This is a genomic window from Reyranella sp. (assembly GCF_965279625.1).
Taxonomy (GTDB): Bacteria; Pseudomonadota; Alphaproteobacteria; order Reyranellales; family Reyranellaceae; genus Reyranella.
Map to the genome: position 1 here is coordinate 661,732 of NZ_OZ257251.1, position 24,682 is coordinate 686,413.

General features: G+C 65.9%; 24 protein-coding genes, 1 tRNA gene and 1 riboswitch. Of the genes, 8 read left to right on the forward strand and 17 right to left on the reverse strand.

Annotated features, from left to right (window positions below; all coding sequences use genetic code 11):
* Window positions 1–528: 528 nt before the first annotated feature.
* The 7 genes from ACQY78_RS03060 to ACQY78_RS03090 all read right to left on the reverse strand — a co-directional run bounded on the left by ACQY78_RS03060 (window position 529) and on the right by ACQY78_RS03090 (window position 8,125).
* Window positions 529–1,716, reverse strand: a complete 1,188-nt coding sequence (locus ACQY78_RS03060) for a hypothetical protein (RefSeq protein WP_428682628.1) — start codon at window positions 1,714–1,716, stop codon at window positions 529–531.
* A gap of 123 nt (window positions 1,717–1,839) precedes the next feature.
* A complete protein-coding gene (locus tag ACQY78_RS03065) occupies window positions 1,840–3,375 on the reverse strand; it encodes a PepSY-associated TM helix domain-containing protein (protein WP_428682630.1) in 1,536 nt (511 codons plus the stop codon).
* Between the two features lie 37 nt (window positions 3,376–3,412).
* On the reverse strand, window positions 3,413–5,884 hold the full coding sequence (locus ACQY78_RS03070; RefSeq protein WP_428682632.1) for a TonB-dependent siderophore receptor: 2,472 nt from the start codon (window positions 5,882–5,884) through the stop codon (window positions 3,413–3,415).
* A 142-nt stretch (window positions 5,885–6,026) separates the two neighbouring features.
* The gene (locus ACQY78_RS03075) at window positions 6,027–6,998 is read right to left on the reverse strand and encodes a FecR family protein (protein WP_428682634.1); all 972 of its coding nucleotides are present in this window, start codon (window positions 6,996–6,998) and stop codon (window positions 6,027–6,029) included.
* Window positions 6,999–7,090: 92 nt separating this feature from the next.
* Window positions 7,091–7,624, reverse strand: a complete 534-nt coding sequence (locus ACQY78_RS03080) for a sigma-70 family RNA polymerase sigma factor (protein ID WP_428682636.1) — start codon at window positions 7,622–7,624, stop codon at window positions 7,091–7,093.
* Between the two features lie 95 nt (window positions 7,625–7,719).
* The gene (locus ACQY78_RS03085; protein WP_428682638.1) at window positions 7,720–8,022 is read right to left on the reverse strand and encodes an ETC complex I subunit; all 303 of its coding nucleotides are present in this window, start codon (window positions 8,020–8,022) and stop codon (window positions 7,720–7,722) included.
* Between the two features lie 26 nt (window positions 8,023–8,048).
* A tRNA-Pro gene (locus tag ACQY78_RS03090) sits at window positions 8,049–8,125 on the reverse strand.
* Window positions 8,126–8,208: 83 nt separating this feature from the next.
* Between ACQY78_RS03090 and ACQY78_RS03095 the strand changes: the two genes are divergently transcribed.
* Entirely contained in the window at window positions 8,209–8,619 is a 411-nt protein-coding gene (locus ACQY78_RS03095) for a DUF2237 family protein (RefSeq protein WP_428682640.1), read from the forward strand.
* Between the two features lies 1 nt (window position 8,620).
* On the opposite strand, the gene ACQY78_RS03100 is transcribed toward ACQY78_RS03095, so the two are convergent.
* Together ACQY78_RS03100 and ACQY78_RS03105 are read right to left on the reverse strand one after the other, a co-directional pair.
* Entirely contained in the window at window positions 8,621–9,511 is an 891-nt protein-coding gene (locus ACQY78_RS03100; RefSeq protein WP_428682642.1) for a PhzF family phenazine biosynthesis protein, read from the reverse strand.
* Between the two features lie 3 nt (window positions 9,512–9,514).
* The gene (locus ACQY78_RS03105; RefSeq protein WP_428682644.1) at window positions 9,515–11,182 is read right to left on the reverse strand and encodes a formate--tetrahydrofolate ligase; all 1,668 of its coding nucleotides are present in this window, start codon (window positions 11,180–11,182) and stop codon (window positions 9,515–9,517) included.
* A gap of 73 nt (window positions 11,183–11,255) precedes the next feature.
* Between ACQY78_RS03105 and ACQY78_RS03110 the strand changes: the two genes are divergently transcribed.
* A complete protein-coding gene (locus ACQY78_RS03110; protein WP_428682646.1) occupies window positions 11,256–11,915 on the forward strand; it encodes an O-methyltransferase in 660 nt (219 codons plus the stop codon).
* A gap of 12 nt (window positions 11,916–11,927) precedes the next feature.
* Here ACQY78_RS03110 and ACQY78_RS03115 read toward each other — a convergent pair whose 3' ends face one another.
* Window positions 11,928–12,428: a DUF192 domain-containing protein gene (locus ACQY78_RS03115; RefSeq protein WP_428682648.1), complete on the reverse strand. Its 501-nt coding sequence runs from the start codon at window positions 12,426–12,428 to the stop codon at window positions 11,928–11,930.
* A gap of 74 nt (window positions 12,429–12,502) precedes the next feature.
* Window positions 12,503–12,604, forward strand: a riboswitch (TPP riboswitch).
* Between ACQY78_RS03115 and ACQY78_RS03120 the strand changes: the two genes are divergently transcribed.
* The 3 genes from ACQY78_RS03120 (at window position 12,590) to ACQY78_RS03130 (ending at window position 14,986) form a co-directional block, all read left to right on the forward strand.
* Complete coding sequence (locus ACQY78_RS03120) at window positions 12,590–13,309, forward strand: ABC transporter ATP-binding protein (RefSeq protein WP_428682650.1); 720 nt, start codon at window positions 12,590–12,592, stop codon at window positions 13,307–13,309. It overlaps the preceding riboswitch by 15 nt.
* Window positions 13,306–14,043: an ABC transporter permease gene (locus ACQY78_RS03125; protein WP_428682652.1), complete on the forward strand. Its 738-nt coding sequence runs from the start codon at window positions 13,306–13,308 to the stop codon at window positions 14,041–14,043. The genes ACQY78_RS03120 and ACQY78_RS03125 overlap by 4 nt, the downstream gene beginning before the upstream one ends.
* A gap of 7 nt (window positions 14,044–14,050) precedes the next feature.
* Entirely contained in the window at window positions 14,051–14,986 is a 936-nt protein-coding gene (locus tag ACQY78_RS03130) for an ABC transporter substrate-binding protein (protein WP_428682653.1), read from the forward strand.
* Window positions 14,987–14,995: 9 nt separating this feature from the next.
* On the opposite strand, the gene ACQY78_RS03135 is transcribed toward ACQY78_RS03130, so the two are convergent.
* Window positions 14,996–15,514, reverse strand: coding sequence for a cold-shock protein (locus tag ACQY78_RS03135; protein WP_428682654.1), 519 nt, complete (start codon window positions 15,512–15,514; stop codon window positions 14,996–14,998).
* Between the two features lie 125 nt (window positions 15,515–15,639).
* On the opposite strand from ACQY78_RS03135, the gene ACQY78_RS03140 reads away from it, so the two are divergent.
* Window positions 15,640–16,518 carry an SDR family oxidoreductase gene (locus tag ACQY78_RS03140; protein WP_428682656.1) on the forward strand — a complete coding sequence of 293 codons (879 nt, stop codon included), beginning with the start codon at window positions 15,640–15,642 and terminating at the stop codon, window positions 16,516–16,518.
* Window positions 16,519–16,710: 192 nt separating this feature from the next.
* A complete protein-coding gene (locus ACQY78_RS03145) occupies window positions 16,711–17,337 on the forward strand; it encodes a hypothetical protein (protein WP_428682658.1) in 627 nt (208 codons plus the stop codon).
* A gap of 13 nt (window positions 17,338–17,350) precedes the next feature.
* On the opposite strand, the gene ACQY78_RS03150 is transcribed toward ACQY78_RS03145, so the two are convergent.
* Window positions 17,351–19,150, reverse strand: a complete 1,800-nt coding sequence (locus ACQY78_RS03150; RefSeq protein ID WP_428682660.1) for an IlvD/Edd family dehydratase — start codon at window positions 19,148–19,150, stop codon at window positions 17,351–17,353.
* A gap of 98 nt (window positions 19,151–19,248) precedes the next feature.
* Here ACQY78_RS03150 and ACQY78_RS03155 point away from each other — a divergent pair, with 98 nt between their 5' ends.
* On the forward strand, window positions 19,249–20,181 hold the full coding sequence (locus tag ACQY78_RS03155; protein ID WP_428682662.1) for a sugar kinase: 933 nt from the start codon (window positions 19,249–19,251) through the stop codon (window positions 20,179–20,181).
* Here ACQY78_RS03155 and ACQY78_RS03160 read toward each other — a convergent pair.
* The 5 genes from ACQY78_RS03160 to ACQY78_RS03180 are packed head-to-tail and all read right to left on the reverse strand — an operon-like array spanning window position 20,156 to window position 24,624.
* Complete coding sequence (locus ACQY78_RS03160) at window positions 20,156–21,133, reverse strand: sterol desaturase family protein (protein WP_428682664.1); 978 nt, start codon at window positions 21,131–21,133, stop codon at window positions 20,156–20,158. The genes ACQY78_RS03155 and ACQY78_RS03160 overlap by 26 nt on opposite strands.
* Before the next feature lie 7 nt (window positions 21,134–21,140).
* Window positions 21,141–22,148: a hypothetical protein gene (locus tag ACQY78_RS03165; protein ID WP_428682666.1), complete on the reverse strand. Its 1,008-nt coding sequence runs from the start codon at window positions 22,146–22,148 to the stop codon at window positions 21,141–21,143.
* A 55-nt stretch (window positions 22,149–22,203) separates the two neighbouring features.
* The gene (eda, locus tag ACQY78_RS03170; protein WP_428682668.1) at window positions 22,204–22,842 is read right to left on the reverse strand and encodes a bifunctional 4-hydroxy-2-oxoglutarate aldolase/2-dehydro-3-deoxy-phosphogluconate aldolase; all 639 of its coding nucleotides are present in this window, start codon (window positions 22,840–22,842) and stop codon (window positions 22,204–22,206) included.
* A 2-nt stretch (window positions 22,843–22,844) separates the two neighbouring features.
* The gene (locus ACQY78_RS03175) at window positions 22,845–23,579 is read right to left on the reverse strand and encodes an SDR family oxidoreductase (RefSeq protein ID WP_428682670.1); all 735 of its coding nucleotides are present in this window, start codon (window positions 23,577–23,579) and stop codon (window positions 22,845–22,847) included.
* A 37-nt stretch (window positions 23,580–23,616) separates the two neighbouring features.
* Entirely contained in the window at window positions 23,617–24,624 is a 1,008-nt protein-coding gene (locus tag ACQY78_RS03180) for a TAXI family TRAP transporter solute-binding subunit (protein WP_428682672.1), read from the reverse strand.
* Window positions 24,625–24,682 lie beyond the last annotated feature (58 nt).

Genomic DNA, 24,682 nt, shown 5'->3' on the forward strand with positions numbered 1-24,682 from the left:
ACAGCGCCGAGCCATCGACTGGACAGCGGAGATTTTCGAGGTACCAGGAGCTAATCGTCATCGGATCCAAGCCGTACTGTGACCTTGATAGTATAAACTATCACTACCCATGCAAGCAATTAGTGGATGCACTTTCGAAACTTTGGCTAAGCTCGCCGGGGGGCGAGACGGTCTGGCAGCCGCTGAAGAGCGTGCGCCGCAGCTGGCGCACCTCGGTTGCAGCGGCCGGCGTCGAGACCCGCATCGCTTCCACGACACCCGCGCCTCCTATATCAGCGACGTCGCCCGGCTCGGCTCTCGACCATCACCAAGAATCTCGCCCGCCATTCGAGCATGGCCACAATCGAGGGCTATATCGCCGTCGTCGCGCAGGACCTTCCGGAAGCGGCCGCGGAAGCCGCGCGTAGGGGCACAAGCCTTACGATGGTGGGCTCCTTGACTAACTCAGCCACTCCGCGGCCCCTCTCCGGGAGCCGCGCGTCTGGTTCGGGTGCCCTCTTCCGCCCTGACCAGACATCATACCATACCTCAATTGACCACTTCGTCATGACCGAACAGGAAAAGCTCCGGGCATTCGGAAGGCGCCGGCTGTGTCGGTCTGGCGAGGCCATCCTGCGTGATCAGGACCACGCCGTACCGTGCCGGATCGTCATGGGTCAGGGTTGCCAGGCACCCCATCCGGCGGATGCCGGGAACAGGTATCTCGAAGTAGAAGGCCTTGCCACGCATCACGGGCAACGGCAGGCCCGTGGCTGCAAGTTCGGCATAGAGCGCCTCCACGCCCCTGCCCCCCCGCAGCACCTGCTGCAGACGGGCGGCGATGCCGGCGCGCACGTTCGCCTGGGCGGCGTGGAATGCGATCTCGCCGAGCAGCAGCCGCTGCGCTTCGAGGGGTGTGTATTCGTTCACCAGGTCCGGCCAGACCGGCAAGTGTCCCTCGCTCGCATTGCTGCAGATGTTCGAGGCACGTTGGGGCAGCGTAGCTCGAGGCAGCTTGAGCGCGACCGGGCAGATTCCCAGGTCCACGAACTCGCCGGCGGTTTCGATGTACGTCATCTCCTCGGGCGGGCGCACCAAGGCACGAAGAATCGGGCCGGGGGCGATCCCCATTTCGAGGACGTAGGCAACGACGAGGGCAGAGGTCGCCCGTCCCTCCGTAACGCCTCGCGCGCGACTCGTTGCAGCGTCATGAGCGTCGCCATCTCGGGGTGCATAGAAGGCGTGGAAGCCGAGGCGGCCGCCGACCTCCAGTTGCCGGTCGGCTTGCGGACCGGCCGGCCCGAGTGTGCTCCCGCCGAGAAAGGCGATCGCACATGACGACAGGCAGCGCCTGCCGCTTCGCACGATCGTCGCAACGGCGAACTGCCTCAGGAGCCGGCCTACGCGCATCCCCTCCTCGAGGGCGCCCCCCTTGCTATCGAAGGAAAGGAGCGCCAGCGACTCGCCGGGCTTGGTCCCTCCGCGTCCCTTGAGGTCCTCGAGCATGTTCTTGAGTTGATCGGAATCGCCGCGCTCGAACGAACCGGTAAGTCGTATCTCGTGGTTGAGATAGCCGCTGGATCCGCCAGCAACGCGTTCCGTCACGATGGCAAGGGTTATGGCATGGCTGGTCGCTGCAAGGAACAGGATCGCGGCCAACACCAATATGAAGACCGCTGATTTGAACCCGAACCGCGAAGCAGCGGTCCTTGCGTCAGCGGCCACTAACATCTGCACGACTTGCTCCCGAGAACGTCACACTTCTGCAACAACTTAACGGGGAAGCGGGAGGAATAACCATTCCAACCCGTGTTCCTTGGACGCGTTCCAGCACAAAGTATCGTGATGCTTACATGCCGATCATCGTGGGGGTAGCGCGCGCACCTGACCTGGCTTCGGGAACTGTGCGATCGCCGCTACCCCTGCGAGCAGTGCTCCGAGAAGGAGCGCGACATCCATGCCTGCGATGGGCCAGAGGCGCTTCTCCAAAAGGGTGCGCCACAAAGAATCGCCGGAAGTGACACCATTGAGGACGACCGCCGCCACCCCGAGCAGTGCGATTGCGATGCATTGCTCTCGCCAGGCCGCTCGGGGACGCGACCAGGCGTGCACGAACGATCCCAGCCAGACCAGATAGAAGGCCCAGACCTCGAGATCGGCGCGCTCCAGCCCCCCTGCCGACGCGGCTGGCGGCAAGAGGCGGTTGACGACGAAGAAGGTGAAGGTGGCCGCCACGATGCCACTGACCGAACCGATCGTCAGGCCCTCGACCAGGCGAACACCTCGAAGTCCGAGTTGAGCGTGGCGTTTGCGCCGCGACTCCAGCCAGAACAGGAATCCTGTCGCGATCAGCACGCAGCCGGTAAGCCCCAGCGCGAAGTAGAGCCAGCGCAGCAGCCAGTTATCGAACTGGATGAAGTGGAAGCCAGTGATGAAGCGATGCGCGTTCATGACCGGCTGCGCCGTGTGCCTCGACAGCACGGCTCCTGTGCCCGCGTCAAAATAGAGGGCATCGACCGGCATGGTCACGCGATCGTCGACGAACGACCGTCGCACCTCGACATAGGCGTTTGCGTCGCCCGGATGGAACACCCGCAACAGCTGCGGCGAGCCCCCGCCCCACTCACGCGAAGCCTGTCCGACCATGGCATCGAGCGACGTCATGGGAGGGCCCGGACGGTTGAGACGGGGCCGCGCGTAGATGCCGTACGACTCCTGCACGAAGGCCTGGCGGTCGCCCCGGTAAGGCATCTCCCAGGCAGCCGAAAAGTACACGGTGAAGAAGATGACCAGACCGGACAGGGTGATGAAGAAATGGAAGGGCAGCCCGAGCACCCCCGTGAGATTGTGAAGATCGAGGACGAGCCTTCGCCCTTTCCGATCGGATCGAAAGGTGAAGAAATCGGCGAAGATCTTGCGATGGATGACGACCCCGGAGACGCAGAGCGCGAGCATCGCCATACCCGCAAGACCGACCAGCCAGAGCCCCAGCGACCAGGTCCTTATGTGCAGATTGACGTGAAACGGATAGATGAAGCCCGTGCCGCCCCAGGTCCCGGCGTCCGGAAGAAGGATCGAGGTCGAGGGATCGGCCTGGCGATATCGCATCTTGCCGCCCGCCAGATATCCCAGGCGGGCGACGGGCTCCCGGTCGCTCGGAAAGAGAACGAACCAGAGCGACGCCCCACCGGTCAGGGGCTGCACTTGGCCGGCGAGCGCATCCACGGAATTCAGCTTGGCCGGTGCCAGCCGCGTGGCGGGCATCATCCAGCGATCGATCTCGCGATCGAACACCGACAAGGTGCCCATCCAGAAGACGGCGAACAACACCGTGCCGAGACAGAGCCCCGCCCATGTGTGCAGCCACTGCATGGAGTCGCGGAAGTTCTTCCCCATGTCAGTCAGATCCGCGCGTCGCTCGCATCCCGTCGGCTTAGAAGTCGGCGGTCAGCGAGACACGGAACGTTCGCGGCGCTCCCAGGAACATGAAGGTCGCGGTCTGGTTGCTGCCGGCCCAGTAGTTGGCGTCGAGGACATTGTCGACGTCGAAGCGCGCCACCAGCATCTTTCCCTTGGCGCCCGGATTCTCGAAGGCGTAGCGGGCGCCGAGGTCGAAGCGGGTCCATTGCGGCATCATGCGACGCGGATAGGTCGTGTCGATGTACTGCGCACCGGTATAGATCGCGCGCCCCGTCAGGGTCAGGCCCGGCACGAACGGCAGGTCGACCTCGCCCGACAGGTTCAGCGTGAATTGCGGCGTGAACGGCGCGATCCAGCCGTCGGTCGTTCCTCCCGCCGTCTTGGCAAGGACCGGATTGAGGAACATGGCGCCGCCCAGAACGCGGAAACCCTTCATCGGTTCACCGAACACGTTCAGTTCGAGGCCCTGGTTGACCTGCTGCCCGTCGACGTTCTGCGTGTTGGTCGTCGTGTTGGTGATCAAGCTGGGCTGCGTGATCTGGAACAGCGACGCGGTCGTCGTGAGCTTGCCCCAGTCGACCTTCACGCCCACCTCGATCTGGTTGGACACGTAGGGCGGCAGGATGGTGCCGGCGTTGGCGAACGGCACCTGAACCACGGTACCCTGCTGCAGGCCCTGGATGTAGTTGCCGTAGAGCGAGACGTTCTCGAGCGGCTTCACGATCAGCGCCACGGCGGGGCTGACGACGGTCTGGTCGTAGCTGCCGGTCAGCGCGCCGGTCACGGAATTGAAGTTGGCCGACTGGACGTTCTGCGCCCGCAGGCCGGCGGTCAGCTGCACCCTGTTGTTGAGCGAGGAGATCGTGTCGGCGATGCCGATACTGTTGAAGCCCGAGGTCGAGGTCTTGTTCGCCGCCGGCGTCGGAATATTCGGCCGCGCGATCAGCGTCGGACTGTAGATGTTGGTGGCAAAGTTGCCGCCCTGCGAGATGTTCACCTGACCGTTGTCCTGCTGCAGGGTCGAGGCGGTGAGCGCGAGCTCGTGATTGACATCCGCGGTGTTGAACAAGGCGCGCAGGCCACCCTGGGCGGTCAGGCTCGTCGTGTACTGGCTGAAATTGAGGGGCGCCAGGGCCGAGCCTGCACCATTGAAATTGGTGATGGTCGTCGCCGCCGAGTAGAGGCCGCCCATGCGATAGTCATGCGCGCCGGCCGAGGCGTAGAGCGTGACATTGTCGGTGATGTCCATCTCGAGCCGCAGCACGCCGAACGCGTCCTTGCGGCCCTGGAAGCCCCAGGGCTGCGCGGTCGGATTGGTACGGACGTTCGGCGCATAGGGAAGCTCTACGCCCGGTGCCAAGGTCAGATAGGGCGTGATCCCAGAGATGTACTGGTTCTGATAGCCCAGATCTGCGGACAGGCGCACACGCTCGCCGCGAAGGTCGAAGCCGAGGACCGCGAGCGCCCTCTCATCCGCGTTGTATTGGACGTCCGTCTGGCCGCCCCTGAACACGCCGTTGAAGCGCACGCCGAATTCCTTGTCCGCGCCGAACCGGCGCCCGAAATCGATGTGCCCGCCGAACTGGCTGCCGGAAATGTAGCTTGCCGTCGACTGGTTCAGATCCTCGTCGGGCGCGCGCTTGGGGACGACGTTGATGTTGCCGCCGATCGAGCCGAAGGGCGGGATGCCGTTGAGCAGCGCGCTCGGCCCCTTCAGCACTTCGACCCGCTCGGCCATCTCCGCCATGATCGACGAGTTGGGCAGCATGCCATAGAGGCCGCCATACGAGGTGTCGGAATTGTCGACGGGAAAGCCGCGGATCTTTACCTGATCGGTGCCGGGGCTGCTGTCGCCGCGGGTGATTCGAACCGACGGGTCGTCGATCAATACATCGCGGACCGTCTTGGCCTGCTGGTCCTGCGCCTTCTTCGCCGTGTAGTTGCTTTGGTTGAACGGCGTGTCCATCACAGCCCGATTGCCCAGTAGCCCGAGCTGGCCGCCGGTCGCGACCTGTCCGCCGGCATAGGCCGGCGGCGCGTTGTCGATCATCGCCTGCGGCGGCACCGTCAAGGCGCCCTGAACCTGAACGGGATCGAGCACCAGCGCGCCGCTCGCCTCCGGTGCGCCCGTGATGGTTACCGACGTGGGCGAGGTGAAGCGGTAGCTGATGCCGGTGCCGGCGAGCATGAGCCGCAGTGCCTGCTCGGCCGTCATGGCACCCGCCACAGGCGTGCTGGTCTTGCCGGCGACGACGGAGGCGGTCACCGCGAACTGCAGCCCGGCCTGCTGCCCGAGCGTCGTCAGCGCCTGGGCCAGCGGCTGCGCGGGGATGTCGAAGGTCCTGGCGGGCGCAGCTTGCGCCTGCTCCATGATGCGCGTGGATTGGGCCAGGGCCGGCACCTGGAAGGCCGCGAGCGAGCCCGCGGCGACGACGGCCGCCGCAAGACCGTGCGCGGCCTGCGCCGTCGAGCGCTTGAATGACACGAGAGTTCTCTCCCCCAGAGTCCGTTGCCGGCGGGTCACGGAATGTTGCGTGTGCGGATCGCAATCGATCGCGCCCTCGAATCCATGACTGAGCGGGCTGGCCCGATTTGTAGGGGTATGGCGAAAAAAAGACCTGAGCCGATCAGCGTCGCGAGACGATGAGAAGATACGGAGTGACTTCGGTGACCGTTGCGTTCTGCGACGCGGCCAGCGTTCGCAGCGCGTCGACCGGCTGCGTGAGGTCGAAGACACCGGTGATCGCCTGCCGGTTCAGCGAACGGTCGGCGACGACGAGAGCGCCCGGCAGATGACGACCCAGCGTCTCGACGATGTCGCCGAACGAACTGTCGACGACCACGAGGCGGCGCGAGCGCCACGAGGCGATCGACTCGGGGGCCGTCCGTTCAGGGCGTACCGATTTGTCGTTTCGGCCCACCACCAACCGATCACCCATTGCGAGCGCGTCGCTCAGCCGCCTTCCGTTGCGCAGTACCTCCACGCTTCCCGACTGGACCGCAACATCGACGGTGCTCTCGGTCTTGCCCACCTCGAAGGACGTGCCGGTGACGACGACGGAGACATCTCCCGCCAGAACCGAGAACGGGCGCTGCGTATCGCGTGTGACCCGGAAGAAGGCCCGACCGGTGAGAAGTGTGACCCGCCGATCGCCTTCCCCGTAGTCGACGGCAATCGCGCTCCCGGCATCGAGGTCCACGACGCTGCCGTCCGGCAGGACCACTTCCCGCAGTTCCGCGACGCCGGTCGTATAGTCGGCCATCAGGTGCTTCTGGAGCATCGGGAAGGCAACGAACAGCATGCAGGCGGCCGCAACGGCGGCGGCGGCGAACCAGCGGGCCCTGTGCGGCTTCCGCACTGGCAACGGAACGACACGGCCTGCCGTCTGCTCACCGGCTGGCGACGCGGTCGGCAGCTTCCCGAGCTCGGCCCATGTGGACAGGACGGACGCATAGGCGGTGCGGTTGGCTTCCGACTGCGCGAGCCAGCGTTGGAAATCGCCTTCGAGACTCGCGTTGCCGGGCTCGGTCTCCCGGCGGAGCAGCCACTCCATCGCCCGTTCGATCTCGTCGCCCTGCTCTCTTGTGGAAGCGCCCACGAAACTTTCCATCCCCGCTGCGGTTCCCCCTGCAACGAGGTCCCATCCTATAGAGCGAATCCGATGCACCATTTTGAATAGCGCGATCCAGTTTATTTTTGCCCCTCACGATCGTCGCGCTGACCGATCAGCCGTCGCGTTGCGTGGGCGCCGGCGTCGCGAACGAGCTGGAAAGTGCGGGCGACGGAAATGCCGAGGTGATCGGCGATCTGCTGAAGGGTCTTGTCTTCCAGGCGATACATGCGGAAGGCGACCTGCGTGCGCTCCGGCAGTTCCGCGATCGCCTCGGCGAGAAGGCGCAGCCTGTCGCGATGGATGACGACCTCCTCGGCGGAGGGGGCCTCGTGCGGGATGGTGTCGTAGGGCGCCAGCGCGGTATCGGCGACCGTTTCGCGGGTCGCGCGGTTCAGAATGTCGAACGCGAGATTGCGCACGATCGAGTACATGTAGTGCAGCGGATTTACGATTTCGGCGCCCTGCCCGTGGCGGGCCGACAGCCGAATCCAGGCTTCCTGGACGACGTCCTCGGCCTTCGAGCGGTCTTGGTTCAGGAGCCGGCTCGCATACTCCACGAGATCGTCCCGATGCGCGACGTAGAGGCCGAGAGAAGGATCTGAGGGGGACACGAAGAATGCCTGCGAATGGTTCGCATTCTTATATCCTCAGGCCAAACAAATGCAATCCGGCTCGCCGCCGCCAAGAAGTGCCCCAGCTGCCGCGTTCAGTGCGTCCAGCGACCGACGCGGTTGTAGGCGAAATTGTCGGCGTAGGCCTTGGCCCGGACCGGCCGGCTGTGCGGCTCCTCGACCGTATATTGCCAGCCGTTCTTCTCGGCATGGGCCTTGGCTTCCTCGAGCGTCGGGAAGAACAGGCGGACTTGCTGCATCGTATTGCGGGAGCTCGTCCAACCCATCAGCGGGTCGATCTCCTTGCGCGACGGCTCCGGTTCGAGCACCCACTCGTGAGTATTGCCCGTTCCGGACTGCATGGCCGTCTTGGCCGGCTTGAAGATGCGAACCTGCATGGATCCCGCTACTCCGTTTTCAGGCGTGGTCGGGGCGGCCGGATTCGAACCGACGACCTTCTGCGCCCAAGGCAGACGCGCTACCAGACTGCGCTACGCCCCGCCGATACACCTCTTTGACGCGAGGGTTTCTACCAGCGGCCCCGCCGCCTCGAAAGCTCAATTTCCAGGTGCTACGATAGGTCCATGTTCGATCAGACGCCCGAGGAAGGCCGCCACGGCCGACGCGCCCCGTCCATAAACGTACTGGGCGGCGTGCTCGAGCCCTGCTCCACCCAGCCCGTCACCGGCTTTTATCGTGACGGCTGTTGCAATACGGGCGCCGAGGATATCGGCCTGCACACGGTTTGCGTCGTCCTGACCGCCGATTTTCTGCTGTTTTCCAGGTCGCGGGGCAACGATCTCAGCACGCCGATGCCACAATATGGCTTCCCTGGCCTGAAGCCCGGCGACCGCTGGTGCCTCTGCGCCAGCCGCTGGAAGGAGGCTTTCGACGCCAAGGTGGCCCCGCAGGTCGTGCTCGAGGCGACGCATGCGGTCACCCTGCACGTCGTCTCGCTAGCCGACCTGAAGCAGCACGCCTTTCGACCGCACTGATCTAGAGCTGGGCCTCGCCGCGCAGCACCGGCACGCACTGGCCGGCAATGGTGGCCCGAATACCGTCGGCGCCACGCCGCGCCACCACACGCAACAGGCTTGGCCTTCCCATGGCGACGCCCTGATGGATGTCGAGACGGAGCTCGGGCGCATCGGACAGCGACAGAAGCAGCGCGCCGAGCGGCCCCGCGGCACTGCCGGTGGCGGGGTCTTCGATCGTGCCGCCCAGGGGGGCGAACATGCGAGCCTGAACACTCCTCTGCCCGGCATGGGCATAGAGATACAATCCGAGGCGGCCGTTCAGGGCGGGCGTCTGTTCCACGGTCTGGCGGAATGACGGGAAATCCGGTGTCGCGCGCGTAAGCGCCGATGGCTCGACTTCGGCGATGACGAACGGATTGCCGAGCGACGCGCCGACCGGCTTGTGGGCGCCGGCGCGAATGTCCGCAGGCGTCAGCGACGCGCAGGCGGCGATGGTCTCGACCGGCAGCTCCGGGCCCAGCGAGAGCGGCTGCGGGGCCGCGATGGTCGCACCGATCGGCGCCCCTGACGCATCGCGCTCGACGTCGATCTCGACGAGGCCGGCCAGTTCCTCGAACAGAAGCTTGCCGTTCCGGTCCCTGCCCTGCTGCGCCAGCACATAGGCCGTGCCGACATTGGGATGGCCGGCGAACGGCATCTCGCGCGTGCGCGTGAAGATGCGGACCCGCGCCGTGTGCGCGGGATCGTCCGGCGGAAGTACGAAAGTCGTCTCGCTGAGGTTGAATTCGGCAGCCAGCGACTGCATCTCCGCGTCGCTCATCCCACGCGCATCGGGAAAGACCGCAAGCGGATTGCCGCCAAACCGGGTGGTCGTGAACACGTCGACGGTGACAAACGAATAGGTGCGCATGGTTCAGAAGATCCCGTCCACCTGGCCATCCGCCGTCAGCCGGATATTCTCCGCCGCCGGCACACGCGGCAGGCCTGGCATGCTCATGATCTCACCGGCCATTGCCACGACGAAGCCGGCACCGGCCGACAGGCGCACCTCTCGGATCGGCAGCGTGTGGCCCGTCGGGGCGCCGCGCAGCTCTGGATCGGCGGCGAAGCTGTACTGTGTCTTGGCGATGCAGACCGGCAACTTGCCGTAGCCCGCCGCCTCCAGTGCCTTCAGACGCCGCTGCGCCGGCCCGGCGATGGCCACGCCTGAGGCGCGATAGATCTCGCGGGCGATGGTCTCGATCTTCTGTGCGAGCGGCAGGTCGTCGGCATAGAGCGGCTTGAAGGCCGCCTTGCCCTCGTCGATGGTCGCGACCGCCGCCCGCGCCAGCGCTTCCGCGCCCGCACCGCCCTTGGCCCAGTGCTCGCAGAGATAGGCCCTGGCGCCGGCTGCCGCACACTTGGCTTCGATCAGTTCCAGTTCGGCCGGCGTATCGGTCAGGAAGCGATTGATGCCCACCAGGACCGGCAAACCGAATTTGCGCAGATTCTCCACATGGCGCAGCAGGTTGGGCAGGCCGCGCTCGACCGCGCCGACATCTTCCTTCTCCAGTGCTTTCTCATCACCACCGCCATGGAGTTTGAGCGCCCGCACGGTGGCGACGACGACGGCAAGCTCGGGCTTCAACCCGGCCTGCCGGCACTTGATATCCAGAAACTTCTCCGCACCCAGGTCGGCGCCGAAACCCGCTTCCGTGACCACATAATCGCCCAGCGCCAGGGCGGCGCGGGTGGCGATCACAGAGTTGCAGCCGTGCGCGATGTTGGCGAACGGGCCGCCGTGGATCAGCACGGGATTGTTCTCGAGCGTCTGCACAAGGTTCGGCTTGGCGGCGTCCTTCAGCACCGCCGCCATCGCGCCGGCCGCCTTGAGATCGCCAGCCGTCACCGGCTTGCCCTCGCGCGTCTCGGCCACGACGATCCGCGCCAGACGTTGCTCGAGATCCTCGAGATCGGCGGCGAGGCAGAGGATGGCCATGACCTCCGACGCGGTCGTGATGTCGAAGCGCGTCTGCCGCGGAAAGCCGTTGGCGACACCTCCCAGGCTCGCGACCATGTCGCGGAGCGCACGGTCGTTCATGTCGAGCACGCGCGGCCAGAACACGCGCCGGGCGTCGATGCCCAGTGCATTGCCCCAGTAGATGTGATTGTCGAGCATGGCGGCCAGCAGATTGTGCGCCGTCGTGATCGCGTGGAAGTCGCCGGTGAAATGCAGGTTGATGTCGGCCATCGGCACGATCTGCGCCTGGCCGCCGCCGGTGGCACCGCCCTTCTGTCCGAAGCACGGGCCGAGGCTCGGCTCGCGCAGCGCGATCGCCGTCTTCTTGCCGAGACGGCTGAGCGCATCGCCCAAGCCGATCGTGGTCGTGGTCTTGCCCTCGCCCGCCTTAGTGGGATTGATCGCGGTGACAAGGATCAGGTGCCCCGGCGTGCGGCCGGCGAGCGACTTCACATAGTCGCCATCGAGCTTCGCCTTGTCGCGACCATAGGGCTCCAGCGCCTCTTCCGGGATGCCGAGGCGGCCTGCGACTTCATTCATTGGCTTCTTGATTGCACGCCGCGCGATCTCGATATCCGACATACCCACTCCCCAACCCGCCATTTCAGGGACGCGACCCTAGCGAGGCAGGCGGTATGAGCCAACAGGAGAGACGATGAAGAGCTGGCCGAAAATCGACGGCGCGCTCAGCGAGTATGTCGACGCCAACTGGCTGCGCGAACCGCCTTTGCGCCGCCGCCTCCGTGAGGAAACAGCGACTCTGCCCCGCGCGGGCATGCAGATCTCCGCCCATCAGGGCCAGCAGATCGAACTGCTGGCCCGCGCCATCGGGGCGCGACGCGCCGTCGAGGTCGGGACCTTCACCGGCTATTCCTCCCTGTGCATCGCCGCCGCGCTGCCGGAAGACGGCAAGCTCTGGTGCTGCGACGTCAGCCCCGACTATACGAAGGTCGCGCGCCGCTACTGGAAGGAAGCCGGCGTCGAAGGCCGCATCGAGCTCACGATCGGGCCGGCGCTGGGCACGCTCGACTGGCTACTGGCACAGGGCCTCACCGGCCAACTCGATCTCGCCTTCATCGACGCCAACAAGGACGACTACGACGCCTACTACGAGCGCTGCCTGAAGCTCGTGCGGCCGGGCGGGCTCGTTCTGATCGACAACGTCCTGTGGGGTGGCTCGGTCGCCGATCCAACGGAGGTCGACCGCGACACGCAAGCGCTGCGCGCACTCAATGCCAGGCTGAAGGACGATCGGCGGATCGACCTCGCCCTCTTCGCCGTCGGCGACGGCATGACCTGCGCGCTCAAGCGCTAGGCCCTTGAAGCGCTAGGCGTTGCCGAAGATCGGGTGAAGCACCTTGTCGCCGGGCTTGATGCCCAAAAGCTTGGCGCTGCCGCCGTTTATCTCGAGGACGGCCCGCACCGGGAACTGGCTGGGAATCGTCTCGGTCGAGTGCGGCACCGCATTGGCGTGGACCGACTTGATCGTGCCGTCGCCGGCGATGAACACCATGTCGAGCGGGATCAGCGTGTTCTTCATCCAGAAGCTGACCGGCGCGTCCTTGTAGAAATCGAACAGCATGCCTTCGTACGGCCCGAGCTTCTCGCGGAACATCAGCCCGCGAGCCCGCTGGGTATCGTTCAACGCCAGCTCGACGTCGAACTTGATCTCGCGGCCGCCGGACACCACCATCAGCGACGAGCGCGTGAAGTTGAAGTCGTTGGCGCCCTGCTGCGCCCACGCGGCTCCGCCGGCCAGGACGAGAGGCGCTGCGAGGAAGAGGCGCCGGCCGAGCGGCGGCTTGGAGAGTGCTTGAACCATAGCCATGGATAGAGCGTGGACAGCGATTTCGTCAAACCGATGGCGCTTGCGTGAACAGGGTCACGTAACCATAGTGGCCGCCGCTCATCGGGGGGAGCCGCCTGGCGGCTGAGAGGTCCGGAAGGACGACCCCGAACCTGATCCGGTTAATGCCGGCGTAGGGACTGGTGGCTTCGTTGACGTCTTCGCCTGCTCTTTCTGTGCGTTCGGCACATATCGTCCTCGACGGCCATGTCGTGGCCGACAACCTGTCCCTCGAGTTCCCCGGTGGCCGCACGACCTGCCTGCTGGGCCGCAGCGGCGTCGGCAAGACGTCCCTCCTGCGCCACCTCGCGGGCCTGCTGCCCCGCACCAAACCCGCCGGACCCGTCGCCTACATGGCGCAGCGCGACCTGCTGCTGCCGTGGCTCAGCGTGCTCGAGAATGTCCTGCTGGGGTATCGACTGCGCCGTGACGCGGCGGCGCGCCGGGCGGCCGAACCGCGGGCGCGTTCACTGCTCGCGGAAGTGGGACTCGGCGACCGGATGCAGGATCTGCCGCAAGCCCTTTCGGGTGGCATGCGGCAGCGGGCGGCGCTGGCACGCACGCTCTGCGAGGACCGGCAGATCGTCCTGATGGACGAGCCGTTCGGCCATCTCGACGCGGTCACGCGGCTGGACCTTCAGGACCTGGCGGCGCGCCTGCTAAAAGGCAGGACGGTCGTGATGGTCACGCACGACCCGCTGGAGGCGTTGCGACTGGGCCATGAGATCCGTGTCCTGTCGGGCACGCCGTTCGTCGCGGGCCCGGTCATCGCCCCACCCGGTGCCGTGCCGCGCGATCCCGGCGACGCCGCGCTTCTCGCGCTCCAGGCGCGTCTGATCGGCGAACTGCGGAGCGGAGCGTGAGGCCCCTCATAACCGCACTGGGCCTGATCGCCGCCTGGGAAGCGCTCGTGTGGCTGACCGGCCTGCCGCCGTACATCCTGCCACCGCCCTCGCGCGTCGCCGTGGTGCTGGTCCAACGGTTCGACCTCCTCGTCGAACAGGCCGCGTGGACGGCCAGCGAAATGGTCCTGGGGCTTGCACTAGGGCTTCTACTTGGCGCGGCCCTTGCGGTGATCTTCGCGGCGTCGGCCGCCTGGCGCCGGTGGGCGTTGCCGCTGGTGATCGTCTCGCAAGCCATCCCTGTGATCGCGATCGCTCCCCTCCTGGTGCTGTGGCTGGGCTACGGCATGGCCTCCAAGGTCGCGATGGCGGCGCTGATCATCTTCTTCCCCGTGGTGAGCAGCCTCTATGACGGGCTGCGCCGGACCGATCCGGGCTGGCTCGAACTTGCCCACACGATGAATGCGCCGCCGCGCGCCGTACTGCTCCAGATCAGGTTGCCGGCCGCCCTGCCCGCCTTCGCGTCGGGCGTGCGCATCGCCGCGGCCGTGGCCCCGATCGGGGCGGTGATCGGCGAATGGGTCGGCGCCAGTGCCGGGCTCGGCTTCCTGATGACCCAGTCGCTGGCCCGCGGGCAGACGCCTCTCGCCTTCGCGGCCCTCACTATCCTCTGCCTGCTCGGGCTCGCGCTCTACACCGCGGCAGACCGGCTCGCGCGGCGCCTCGTGCCCTGGCACCCCCCTCAAGGAGACTGATATGCAAATGATGACCCGTCTGATCGCCGTGCTGGCCCTCAGTTGCCTGGCCCTTCCCGCAGCCGCGCAGGACAAGGTGCGCATCCTGCTCGACTGGTTCGTGAACCCCGACCACGCGGCGCTGGTCATCGCCAAGCAGCGCGGCCTGTTCGAAAAGCAGGGCCTGGACGTGGAGCTGATCGCGCCGGCCGATCCCAATGCGCCGCCCAAGCTGGTCGCGGCCGGCCAGGCCGACTATGCGCTGTCCTACCAGCCGACCCTGCAGATGCTGGCCGCCGAAGGCCTGCCGCTGGTGCGGGTCGGCGTGCTGGTGGCACAGCCCCTGAATTCACTGGTGGCGCTGGAAGACTCGCCCGTGAAGACCATCGCCGACTTCAAGGGCCGCAGGATCGGCTTCTCCGTCTCGGGCTTCGAGGAGGCCGTGCTGGGGGCAATGCTGGAGAGCGCCGGCCTTACGCTGAAAGACGTGACCCTCGTGAACGTGAACTTCGCGCTCACCACGGCGCTCATGAGCAAGCAGGTCGACGGCGTGATCGGCGCCTTCCGCAACTTCGAACTCAACGACCTCGAGCTGAACAAGGCGAAGGGCCGGATCTGGCTGGTCGAGAAGCATGGCGTGCCGACCTACGACGAGCTCGTCATCCTGGCCAAGCGCGAGACGGTCGACGCCGCCCGTACGAAGAAGCTGCTGGCCGCCCTTGCCGAAGCCACCGCCTGGCTGACCGCGAATCCGGCCGAAGCCTGGGCGAGCTTCTCCAAATACGGCAAGGACCTCGACAACGAGCTCAACCGCCTGGCCTGGAGGGATACGGTCCCGCTGCTCGCTGCCGATCCGGCCGCGCTCGACCGTGCGCGCTACGCGACCTTCGCGGAGTTCCTTGTGAAGCGCGGATTGATCAAGCAGGCACCGCCGCTCGACAGCTATCTGCGCGAGATCAAGTAGAGGGCGCCCTCAAACGCCGCGGATCTCGACGACCTGCAGGCCCTTCTGGCCTTCGGCGATCCGGATCATCACCTTCTGGCCCGGCGCCAGCGAATCCAGCCCGTGCCGCCGCAGTACCGCGGCGTGCACGAAGATGTCGCCTTCCGCTGTCTCGCGCGTGACGAAGCCGTAACCCCGCTCGTTGTTGTACCATTTCACGAGGGCACTGATGTAATCGCTCATCGCGATCCCGTCGGGAACCGGCGACGGTCTGGTCGTCTTGGCAATGGCCGTCGAATCGTCGACGCCGATCACCTTCATGACCTGCCACCCTTTCGGGCCCTGGACACCTGCGCAAATTACGGTTGCACCGGGCTTGATATCCTCATGCCCAGCCTGTCGCAGTGTCGTTACATGCAGGAACGCGTCGCTATTATCGATGTCCAGGGCAAGAAATCCGTACCCTTTGACAGCGTTGAACCACTTTACCTTACCACGCAGCTCAACCGTACCGACGTCCCCGCTCGTCTCTCCCTGAAGGGTCGTCATTCAACGATCCCATGTTGTTATGCATAAATCGTAAACATCCTGCGCGTGGGAAGCAACAGTCCTTGTCGAGGATTACAACCTCACGCTAGACGAATCGCCTGAAGCGTTACTGGGAGGACCGAAAAATGTTCAAGGCCGATCTGTTCAAGGGCAAGCGTTTCCTCGTCACCGGCGGCGGCACCGGTCTCGGCCGGATGATGATGGAGAAGTTCGTCGAGCTTGGTGCAGACTGTGTGATCTGCGGACGCCGTGGCAGCGTCCTCGAAGAAACCGCCCGTCAGGTCATGGAGAAGCATCCCGGCCGCCGGGTCGACTTCCACGCGGTCGACATTCGCGTCGCCAGTGCCGTCGAGGAGATGATCGAAACCATCTGGGCGACCGGACCGCTCGACGGACTGGTGAACAACGCCGCCGGCAACTTCATTTCACAGACGAAGGACCTCAGTCCGCGCGCCTTCGACGCGATCGCCAACATCGTGCTCCATGGCACGTTCTACATGACCAATGCCTGCGGCAAGCGCTGGATCGCCGAGAAGCGCAAGGCGAGTGTCCTCAGTATCCTCACGACCTGGGTGTGGACCGGCAGCCCGTTCGTCGTGCCTTCCGCCATGTCCAAGGCCGGCGTCGCCGTCATGACCCAGAGCCTCGCCGTCGAATGGGCGCGCCACGGCATCCGCCTCAACGCGATCGCGCCCGGCCCCTTCCCGACCGAAGGCGCATGGGCCCGGCTCAACCCGCTCCAGGAAGGCAACGACTCGCGCTACAACACGCGCAATCCAATGGGGCGTGTCGGTCGCCCCAGCGAACTCGCCAACATGGCGGCCTTCCTGATGAGCGAGGAGGTCGAGTACATCAACGGCGAGGTCATCGCGATCGACGGCGCCATGGGCATTATGGGCAACGGCACCTTCTCCAACATGATGTCGTACAGCGAAGAGGACTGGGTTCGCATTCGCGAACAGATCCAGTCGACCAATGCCGCCGACAAGGCCAAGCGCAGCTAACGGCGGCTAGATGCGTGCCCCATGCCGACCTGTGGCTTTCGTGCAACATGCTCGCACGAATGAGACGGAGCGCGCGGCCGAGGGGCTAAAGTGGCCGTCCCTATTGGGTCTCCGGCCTCAATTGAGCCAAAGTGTCATGGTGTTTTGAGGCTACCAAAAACAAGCAATCACCGGGTCCCCGAGAGACCAATCGTGCAGTCCACTAACAAGCCGGTCGCCCCCCTCATCGAGCATTTGCCCCGCCGGCAGCTGCTGCTGATGGGCACTGCCGTGACCGGCCTGTTGATGGTACCTCCCGTCTTCGCGCAGAGCGTGGAGGCGCGGCACTGGCAAGGTTCGACCGCCGCCACCCGACAGCCCGAGCATGTGGTCGCCACGACCCTGGCCGAATGGCGGAGTCTCTGGAGCCGAGTGGGCTCCCCCGCCCCCGACATGTTCGAAGCGGGACGGATGAATGCCGTCGGGATCTTCCTCGGTCGCCGCGGCGGCGAAGGATACGCCGTCAACGTCCTCTCGACGGCTCGCCGCCGGGATCGCATCGTCGTCGTCTTCGAAGAGCGCATGCCTGCCGAGATGATGATGGCGCAACGCAGCGCAGGCCCCCGCCCTGTCGCCACTGCGCCGCCGGCGTCCGCCTTGCCGCAGGGTGCCACGGGTTTCGCCCCCGGGGCGGCCGGCTTCGCGCCGCCCGGTTCCGCCGCCGTTGCTCCGCCGCCGCCGGCCGCACGTCCCGCCGGACAGCCGACCTCGCCGTGGGCGATCATCCTGATCAACCGGGCCGATCTCCCGGTCTCGGTCGAGCAGCGCCTCTTCCGTTGAGGCACACGCTGGACTAGTGGGAGTGCCGAGGCACTCCCTTGGTCTTGGCAATCTTCTGATAGTTCACCGCAAAGTCGAGGCAGGCGCCGCTCGCCAACTGACCTACGAACTTGCGCTGCAATTCCTGCCACGGTGTCTGGCTGGGGACCACATTCGGCTTCCAGGCCTTTTTCCGCTTCGCCAGTTCCCTGCCCGTGATCAGGATGTTGGCGGTGCGCTTGCCGATATCGACCCGGACCTTGTCGCCGGTCCTGAGCAGCGCGAGCCCGCCGCCGACGGCGGCTTCCGGCGAGGCATTGAGGATCGACGGGCTGGCCGAGGTGCCGCTCTGGCGACCGTCGCCGATGCAGGGCAGCAGAAGCACGCCGCCCTTCACCAGCCGGTCGGGCGGCAGCATGTTCACCACCTCGGCAGCGCCCGGATAGCCGACCGGTCCGGCATTGCGGATGACCAGGATGCTGTTCTCATCGATCGGCAACTTTGGATCGTTGATGCGGTGGTGATAGTCCTCCGGCCCCTCGAACACGATGGCCGTGCCTTCGAAGGCGTCCCGGTCGCCCTTGCGCTCGAGATACTTCTCCCGGAACTCCTGCGAGATCACCGAGGTCTTCATGATGGCCGAGTCGAAGAGGTTTCCGCCGAGCACGGCGAAGCCCGCCTGATCCAGCATCGGCTTGTCGTAGGTCTTGATCACCTCGCCATCGGCCTTGATCGCGTGACGCAGGTTCTGCGCCATGGTCTTGCCCGAGACCGTGAGCGCATCGCCATGGATCTTCTTGCGATCCAGAAGCTCCTTCATCACGGTCGGCACCCCGCCCGCGCGATGGAAGGCCTCGCCGAGATACTTGCCGGCCGGCATGCAGTTCACCAGCAGCGGGATGTCGTAGCCGATCTTGTCCCAATCCTTGTTCTCGAGCTTCACGCCGATGTGGCGTGCAATCGCGTTCACGTGCGGCGGGCAGTTGGTCGAGGCGCCAAGCGCACTCGCGGCCACAATGGCGTTCTCGAAGGCCTTGCGCGTCAGGATATCGGAGGGTTTCAGGTCCTCCCACACCATGTCGACGATGCGCTTGCCGGTCTCGTAGGCCATCTGCCCGCGCTCCTTGTAGGGACCGGGAATGGCGGCGCAGCCGGGCAGCGACATGCCGAGCGCCTCGGCCATGCTGTTCATCGAAAGCGCGGTGCCCATCGTGTTGCAATGGCCGACGCTGGGGGCGCTCGACGCCACCATCTCGATGAATTGCTCCATGTCGATGCGGCCGGCCGCCAGTTCCTGACGCGCGTACCAGACGATGGTGCCGGAGCCTGCGAGGCCGCCGGCGAAATGCCCGTCCAGCATCGGTCCGCCCGACAGGACGATGGCCGGAATGTCGACGGTGGCGGCGCCCATGATCATCGCGGGTGTGGTCTTGTCGCATCCGGTCGTGAGGACGACGCCATCGAAGAAATAGCCGTACAGGCATTCGACGAGGCTGAGATAGGCGAGGTTGCGGTCCAGCGCCGCCGTCGGACGCTTGCCGGTCTCCTGGATCGGATGGACCGGAAATTCGATGGGAATGCCGCCGGCGTCGCGAATGCCGTCGCGCACGCGCGTGGCCAAGTCGAGATGATGCCGGTTGCAGGGAGAGAGGTCGCTACCCGTCTGGGCGATGCCGATGATCGGCCGGCCACTGCGCAGCTCCGCCAGGGTGAGGCCGAAGTTCATGTAGCGCTCGAGGTAGAGGGCGGCCATCGTCGGGTCGCCCTTTGCGTCGAACCACTCGCGGCTGCGCAGGGCGCGTTTGCCGCCGTTCCCGCTCTTCTTGCTGGCCATCCATTTCCTCCAGATTTGTTGCCGCAACCCTGAGAGAAGCTTTGCCGGAAGTCCAGCGCCTCGCTTGAGGTCCGGCCGATGCCGTGGGACTTTCGGTCATGACCAGCTCCCCGGACATCGTTTGCCTCGGCGAACCCCTGATCGAATTCAACCGCCCGAAGGAAGGCGACGGTCGCACTTGGCTGCAGGGCTTCGGCGGCGATTCCCAGAACGTGGCAATCGCGGCAGCCCGCCAGGGCGCCTCGACCGGTTACCTGACGGGTGTCGGCCAGGACTGGATGGGCGATGCCTTCCTCGAACTCTGGAAGAGCGAGGGCGTCGACGCGTCGAGGGTCACGCGGCATCCCACGGCGCCGACCGGCGTCAGCTTCGTCACCCACTCCGCGGCGGGTCACAAGTTCGACTACCTGCGCAAGAACTCGGCGGCCTCCCTGATGACGCCCGGCACGCTCGCCGCCGACTACATCGCGGGCGCAAAGGTGTTCCATCTCTCGGCGATCGGCCAGGCGATCAGCGACAGCGCCCGCGAGACCTGCCATGCGGCCATCGACGTCGCGCGCAAGGCCGGCGTGAAGGTCTCCTACGACACCAATCTGCGCCTGCGGCTCTGGGAGCTCGACGTCGCGCGCAAGGTCATCGACGCCACCATCGCGCGCTGCGACATCGCCCTGCCCAGCCTCGACGATTCCCAGCAGCTCACGGGCCTGAACGAGCCCGAAGCGATTGCCGACTACTATCTCGGTCTCGGCGCGCCACTGGTCGCGCTCAAGATGGGCGCCGAGGGATCGCTGATCGCCACGCAACAACGGAAAACCCGCATCGCCCCGCACAAGGTCGAGCCCGTGGATGCGACCGGCGCCGGCGACACGTTCGATGGGGCTTTCCTCACCCGCCTGCTGGCCGGCGACGATGCGGAAACGGCGGCACGTTATGCCAATGTCGCGGCGGCGCTTTCGACCACCGGCTACGGCGCGGTGACGCCCATGCCGCGCGCGGCGGACGTGCTTAGCGTGCTGAAGCGCGCCGCCTGAACCTCGGCATCAAGGCTCGCACGAAGCGGCCGAACACGGTCGCCTGCTGGACGATCCAGCCGCGACCATTGTCGGCATCGACAGCGGCATCGTCGACCCCGGTCGGCCGGATCCTGGCGTCATAGATCGCCGTCCCGAACAGGATGTCCCAGATCGGAAAGACCGGGGCAAAGTTGTGGTCCTGGATGTGACGCTCGGCCGGTGTCGACAGGGCGTGATGCAGGCGATGGAAGCGCGGGCCCACCAGCAGCCGCTCGCCCAGCCAGCCGAACGACATGTCGACGTTGGCATGTGACCAGCTCTCGATCAGGCGGCCCACCATGAGGATGGTGACATACTCGCCCGGCTGCACGCCGACGAACTGGGAGAACAGGACCAGCGCCAGGGTGATGATCAGGTCGTCGATCACGTGATTGCGGTCGTCCGTCCACACCGTCATGCGGCGCTGGCTGTGATGCAGGCTGTGCAGCGCCCACCACCACCCGAAGGCATGCTGCCCCCGGTGCAGCCAGTAGGCGGCGAAGTCGTAGAGCACGAAGTAGACGAGGAACGAGACCAGGGCGTTGTCGCCGATCCACGGCAGCAGACGCTCCAGCCGCGGCGGCATGTAGCCCCAACTCCGCACCCCCAGCTCGATCTCCTGAACCAGCGGATAGGTCAGGATGAAGATGGCGAGCGGTATGATGCCCAGCTTGTTCAGCACCGTGTAGATGCGGTCGACCATGATGAGGTCGTCGTCGGTCCCAGCCTTCTCAAGTGGCCACCGGCGCTCGAAAAAGCGCATGCCGACCGCGATCACCACGATCTGGACGACGCCCAGCATCACGAACTCGACCGCGCTATAGCCCGGCTCGTACCAGGCCATCAGGCCGAAATCGAACAGCACGGGGCTGACGAGCGTCTCGAACAGCCAGGCCTGGACGCCGACCCAGATGTCGATCAGGTCGCGCATCGCGCGCCTACTTGCGGTCGCCCGCCGTCGACGCCGCGCGCACCGGCATGCCGGCGGTGACGGTCGCCGTGGACTTCAGCATGAAAACGCCATGCGGGGACTTGCCCACGGGCACGCTGCCGACGACCTTCATCGTATCGATGTCGACGATGGCGACCTTCCGCAGGAAACGCTGCGTCACCCAGAGTTCCCGCCCGTCCGGCGTGATGTCCATGCAGTCGGGCCCGCCCGGAATTCGGACGCTGCCCACGACCTTGGGCTCGTCCTTGGTGTCGATCAGCGTGACCACGCCCTCGACGCGATTGCTCAGGAAGTAATGGCGGCCATCGCCCTTCGGGAAGAAATTATGGGCGCCCTTGCCGGTCTGGAGGCTGCCTGTGACGGAACCGTCCTTCGGGTCGACCGTCACGATCCGGTCCTCGCCGGTCAAAGCCACCAGCAGGCGCTTGTCGTCCGGCAGCATCACGACACCCGCCGGCGCGTTGCCGACCGGCACGTTCCACTTGAGCGTCTGCGTCGCCAGGTCGAAGGCGGCCAGCCGCCCACTCTGCTGCAAGGTGACGTAAACCGTCTTGGACTCGGTATCGAAGGCGATGTGGCTCGGCAGCCCGTCGATGAAGATGCGGCCGGCGAGACGAAACCCGTCGGCGTGATAGATGTCGACATGGTCGAGGCGGTAGGCCGCCGTGACGAACCATTTGCCGTCGGGGCTGAAGCCCAGATGGTAGGGATCCAGGATGTCCTTTACGACCCGCTTGCGCTCGCCGGTCTTGATGTCGAGGGCGAGCAGCTCGTTGGTCGCCGTCGACCCGATCAGCACTTCCTTGCCGTCCGGGGAGAGGATGAGGTGGTGGGGCTCCCGCCCGACCGGCAGGCGCGCGACTTCGGTGCGCGTGCTGCGGCTGAGGATACTGTAGGACGCTTCCTCGGAATTCAGGATGAGGACGGAATCGGCTCGCGCTGCCCCGCTCACCACAAGCGAAAACGCCAGCGCCGCGATCGACAACCTATTCATGTGGGGTAGCCGCTGCTCCTTGAAGATTTCTTGAAGCACCTTTCCCGGCCTTTCGCTAGCGGCGTTTGAGCTTCGAGGCCGTGGCAGCCAGCCGTTCGACGCTTTGCCAGTCACCTGTTGCCACGGCGACACGCGGGGCGACCCACGAACCGCCCACGCAGGCCACGTTCGCGAGCGCGAGATAGGCCGGCGCCGTCTCAGCCGTGATTCCGCCGGTGGGGCAGAAGCGTAAATCCGCCAGGGGCGCACCGATCGCCTTGATCCATGTCAAACCGCCGGCCGCATCGGCGGGAAAGAACTTGAGGACGTCGAACCCCAGTTCCGCCAGGGCCATCGCTTCGGAGACCGTCTGCACGCCCGGCAGGAACGGTAAGCCGGATGACCGTGCCGCCCGGGCGAGGGATTCGGTACAGCCTGGGCTCACGGCAAAGCGCGCACCCGCGCGCTGGACCAGATCGAGCTGGGCCGGATTGAGCACGGTCCCTGCGCCCACGATCGCGTCCGGTACCTCGGCAACGATCGTCCGCAAGGCCTCGAGAGCCACCTGCGTGCGCAGCGTGATCTCGAGCACCGGCAGGCCGCCCTTGACGAGGGCCCGGGCCAGCGGCACCGCCGTCTCGGGCGTCTCGATGGTCAGCACCGGGATCACCGGCGCCCGTGCGGCGATGGCGGCAATGTCCCCCGCCCCGCCCATCGTCAGACGCTCCAGCCGCCGTCGATCACGTTGACCGTACCGGTGGTGAAGGCCGATTCGTCGCTGGCGAGGTAGGTCGCGAGAGCAGCGATCTCCTCGGCGGCGCCGAACCGGCCGGTCGGCTGGCGCTGCAGGAAGAACTGTCGGGCATCGGCGCCACCCCCCAGGGATGAGATACGCTCGTCGAGCGACGGGGTCTGGACCGTGCCGGGGCAGATCGCGTTGCAGCGGATGCCCTTGGAGACGTAGTCGACCGCCACCGACTTGGTAAGGCCGATCACGGCGGCCTTGGTCGTGCCGTAGATGAAGCGCAGCGCCGCGCCTTTCACCGAGGAGGCCGCCGACGACATGTTGACGATCGAGCCAGAGCCCTTGCCCAGCATCCCCGGCAGGAAGGCCTGGATCGTCCAGAACATGCTGCGGACATTCAGGTCGAAGGCGAACTGCCACTGTTCGTCCGTGGCCTCCAGGACCGTGCCATGATGGACGAAGCCCGCGCAGTTGAAGAGCACGTCGACCGCGCCCGTTTCCGCCGCCAGCCGGCCGATGGCGGCCTTGTCCAGCACGTCGAGTTCGCGCGTCGTCACGCCTTCGACGCCCTTCAGCGCCTCGAGCTTTGCGGCATCGACGTCGGTCGCCCAGACCTTGGCGCCTTCGCGCGCAAACGCGCGGGCCGTGGCCGCCCCGATACCCTGGCCTGCCGCCGTGACGACACAGGTCTTGCCCTTCAAACGCATTCACGCCTCCCCCGGCCCGACCTTCTTCGATGAGGTCCTATTTGATCAGGCCCTTTTCCTTGTAGAATTTCTCTGCGCCCGGATGCAGCGGGATCGCGATGCCCTGCAGGGCCGTGTCGAGCTTGATGCTCTTGCCCTTGGCGTGGCCCGAATCCAGCAGCCTGCGGGTATTGGCGTTCCAGAGTGCGGCCGTCACGGCATAGATCAGCGGCTCCGGCTGCTTGATCGAGGTCGCCCAGATCGCGGTGACGCTGACCGTCTTGACGCCTGAGACGTTCTTGTAGGCGTCGTCCGGAATCTCGTCGGTCGCGAAGAAACTGTACTTCTTCAGGAGTGATTCCGCCTCCGGCCCAGTGATGGGTACCAGGTCGATCCCCGTCGTCGCCGCCAGTTCGGAGATCGCGCCATTCGGCCAGCCGCTGACGCTGAAGAAGGCGTCCAGCGTCCCGTCCTTGAGCTTGTCGGCGGCCTGCTGCGTCTTCAGGTACTCCGCCTTCATATCCTTCTCGGTGAGCCCATAGGCCGACAGGATGAGCCGGGCGTCGACCAGGGTTCCCGATCCGGGTTCGTCGAGCGACAGCCGCTTGCCCTTGAGGTCCGTCACCGTCTTGATGCCCGAACCCTTGCGGGCCACCAGCTGGAAGCTCTCAGGATAGAGGCTGGCAATGGCGCGCAGGCCTTCGCCCTTGGGGCGCCCCTCGTAGATGCCGGTGCCATTGTAGGCCCAGTACGCCACGTCCGACTGAACGAAGCCCGACTGCAGGGTGCCGGCGGCGATGGCGGTGGCGTTCGCGACCGAACCGTTTGAGGCGACCGAGGTGGCAACGAGACCGGGCACGCCGCATGATCCGCCGTCGGCGCAGGCGCGCGAGCCCGGCGGGTTGGAGATGGCGTTGGCGATCAGGCCGCCGATCGGAAAATAGGTGCCGGCGGTAGCGCCGGTGCCGATTCGGAAGAAGGTGATGTCCTGAGCCGCGGCAGGCATCGCGCCCCCTGCGGCGGCGCCCAGGCCACCCAGCAGCGCAGTCCTGCGATTGATCAGCATTGGAGTCTCCTTGCTCTCCGGCGATTAAATAGCGTCCGACGCTACGCTGCAACGATCG

Bases quoted from the DNA above. Each gene is read 5' to 3' on its own strand.
- ACQY78_RS03105 (WP_428682644.1), bottom strand. From the start codon at position 11,182: ATGTCGGATATCGAGATCGCGCGGCGTGCAATCAAGAAGCCAATGAAT.
- ACQY78_RS03100 (WP_428682642.1), bottom strand. From the start codon at position 9,511: ATGCGCACCTATTCGTTTGTCACCGTCGACGTGTTCACGACCACCCGG.
- ACQY78_RS03140 (WP_428682656.1), top strand. From the start codon at position 15,640: ATGTTCAAGGCCGATCTGTTCAAGGGCAAGCGTTTCCTCGTCACCGGC.
- ACQY78_RS03115 (WP_428682648.1), bottom strand. From the start codon at position 12,428: ATGGCTATGGTTCAAGCACTCTCCAAGCCGCCGCTCGGCCGGCGCCTC.
- ACQY78_RS03180 (WP_428682672.1), bottom strand. From the start codon at position 24,624: ATGCTGATCAATCGCAGGACTGCGCTGCTGGGTGGCCTGGGCGCCGCC.
- ACQY78_RS03160 (WP_428682664.1), bottom strand. From the start codon at position 21,133: ATGCGCGACCTGATCGACATCTGGGTCGGCGTCCAGGCCTGGCTGTTC.
- ACQY78_RS03150 (WP_428682660.1), bottom strand. From the start codon at position 19,150: ATGGCCAGCAAGAAGAGCGGGAACGGCGGCAAACGCGCCCTGCGCAGC.
- ACQY78_RS03175 (WP_428682670.1), bottom strand. From the start codon at position 23,579: ATGCGTTTGAAGGGCAAGACCTGTGTCGTCACGGCGGCAGGCCAGGGT.
- eda (WP_428682668.1), bottom strand. From the start codon at position 22,842: ATGGGCGGGGCGGGGGACATTGCCGCCATCGCCGCACGGGCGCCGGTG.
- ACQY78_RS03110 (WP_428682646.1), top strand. From the start codon at position 11,256: ATGAAGAGCTGGCCGAAAATCGACGGCGCGCTCAGCGAGTATGTCGAC.
- ACQY78_RS03165 (WP_428682666.1), bottom strand. From the start codon at position 22,148: ATGAATAGGTTGTCGATCGCGGCGCTGGCGTTTTCGCTTGTGGTGAGC.
- ACQY78_RS03155 (WP_428682662.1), top strand. From the start codon at position 19,249: ATGACCAGCTCCCCGGACATCGTTTGCCTCGGCGAACCCCTGATCGAA.
- ACQY78_RS03065 (WP_428682630.1), bottom strand. From the start codon at position 3,375: ATGGGGAAGAACTTCCGCGACTCCATGCAGTGGCTGCACACATGGGCG.
- ACQY78_RS03135 (WP_428682654.1), bottom strand. From the start codon at position 15,514: ATGACGACCCTTCAGGGAGAGACGAGCGGGGACGTCGGTACGGTTGAG.
- ACQY78_RS03095 (WP_428682640.1), top strand. From the start codon at position 8,209: ATGTTCGATCAGACGCCCGAGGAAGGCCGCCACGGCCGACGCGCCCCG.
- ACQY78_RS03130 (WP_428682653.1), top strand. From the start codon at position 14,051: ATGATGACCCGTCTGATCGCCGTGCTGGCCCTCAGTTGCCTGGCCCTT.
- ACQY78_RS03085 (WP_428682638.1), bottom strand. From the start codon at position 8,022: ATGCAGGTTCGCATCTTCAAGCCGGCCAAGACGGCCATGCAGTCCGGA.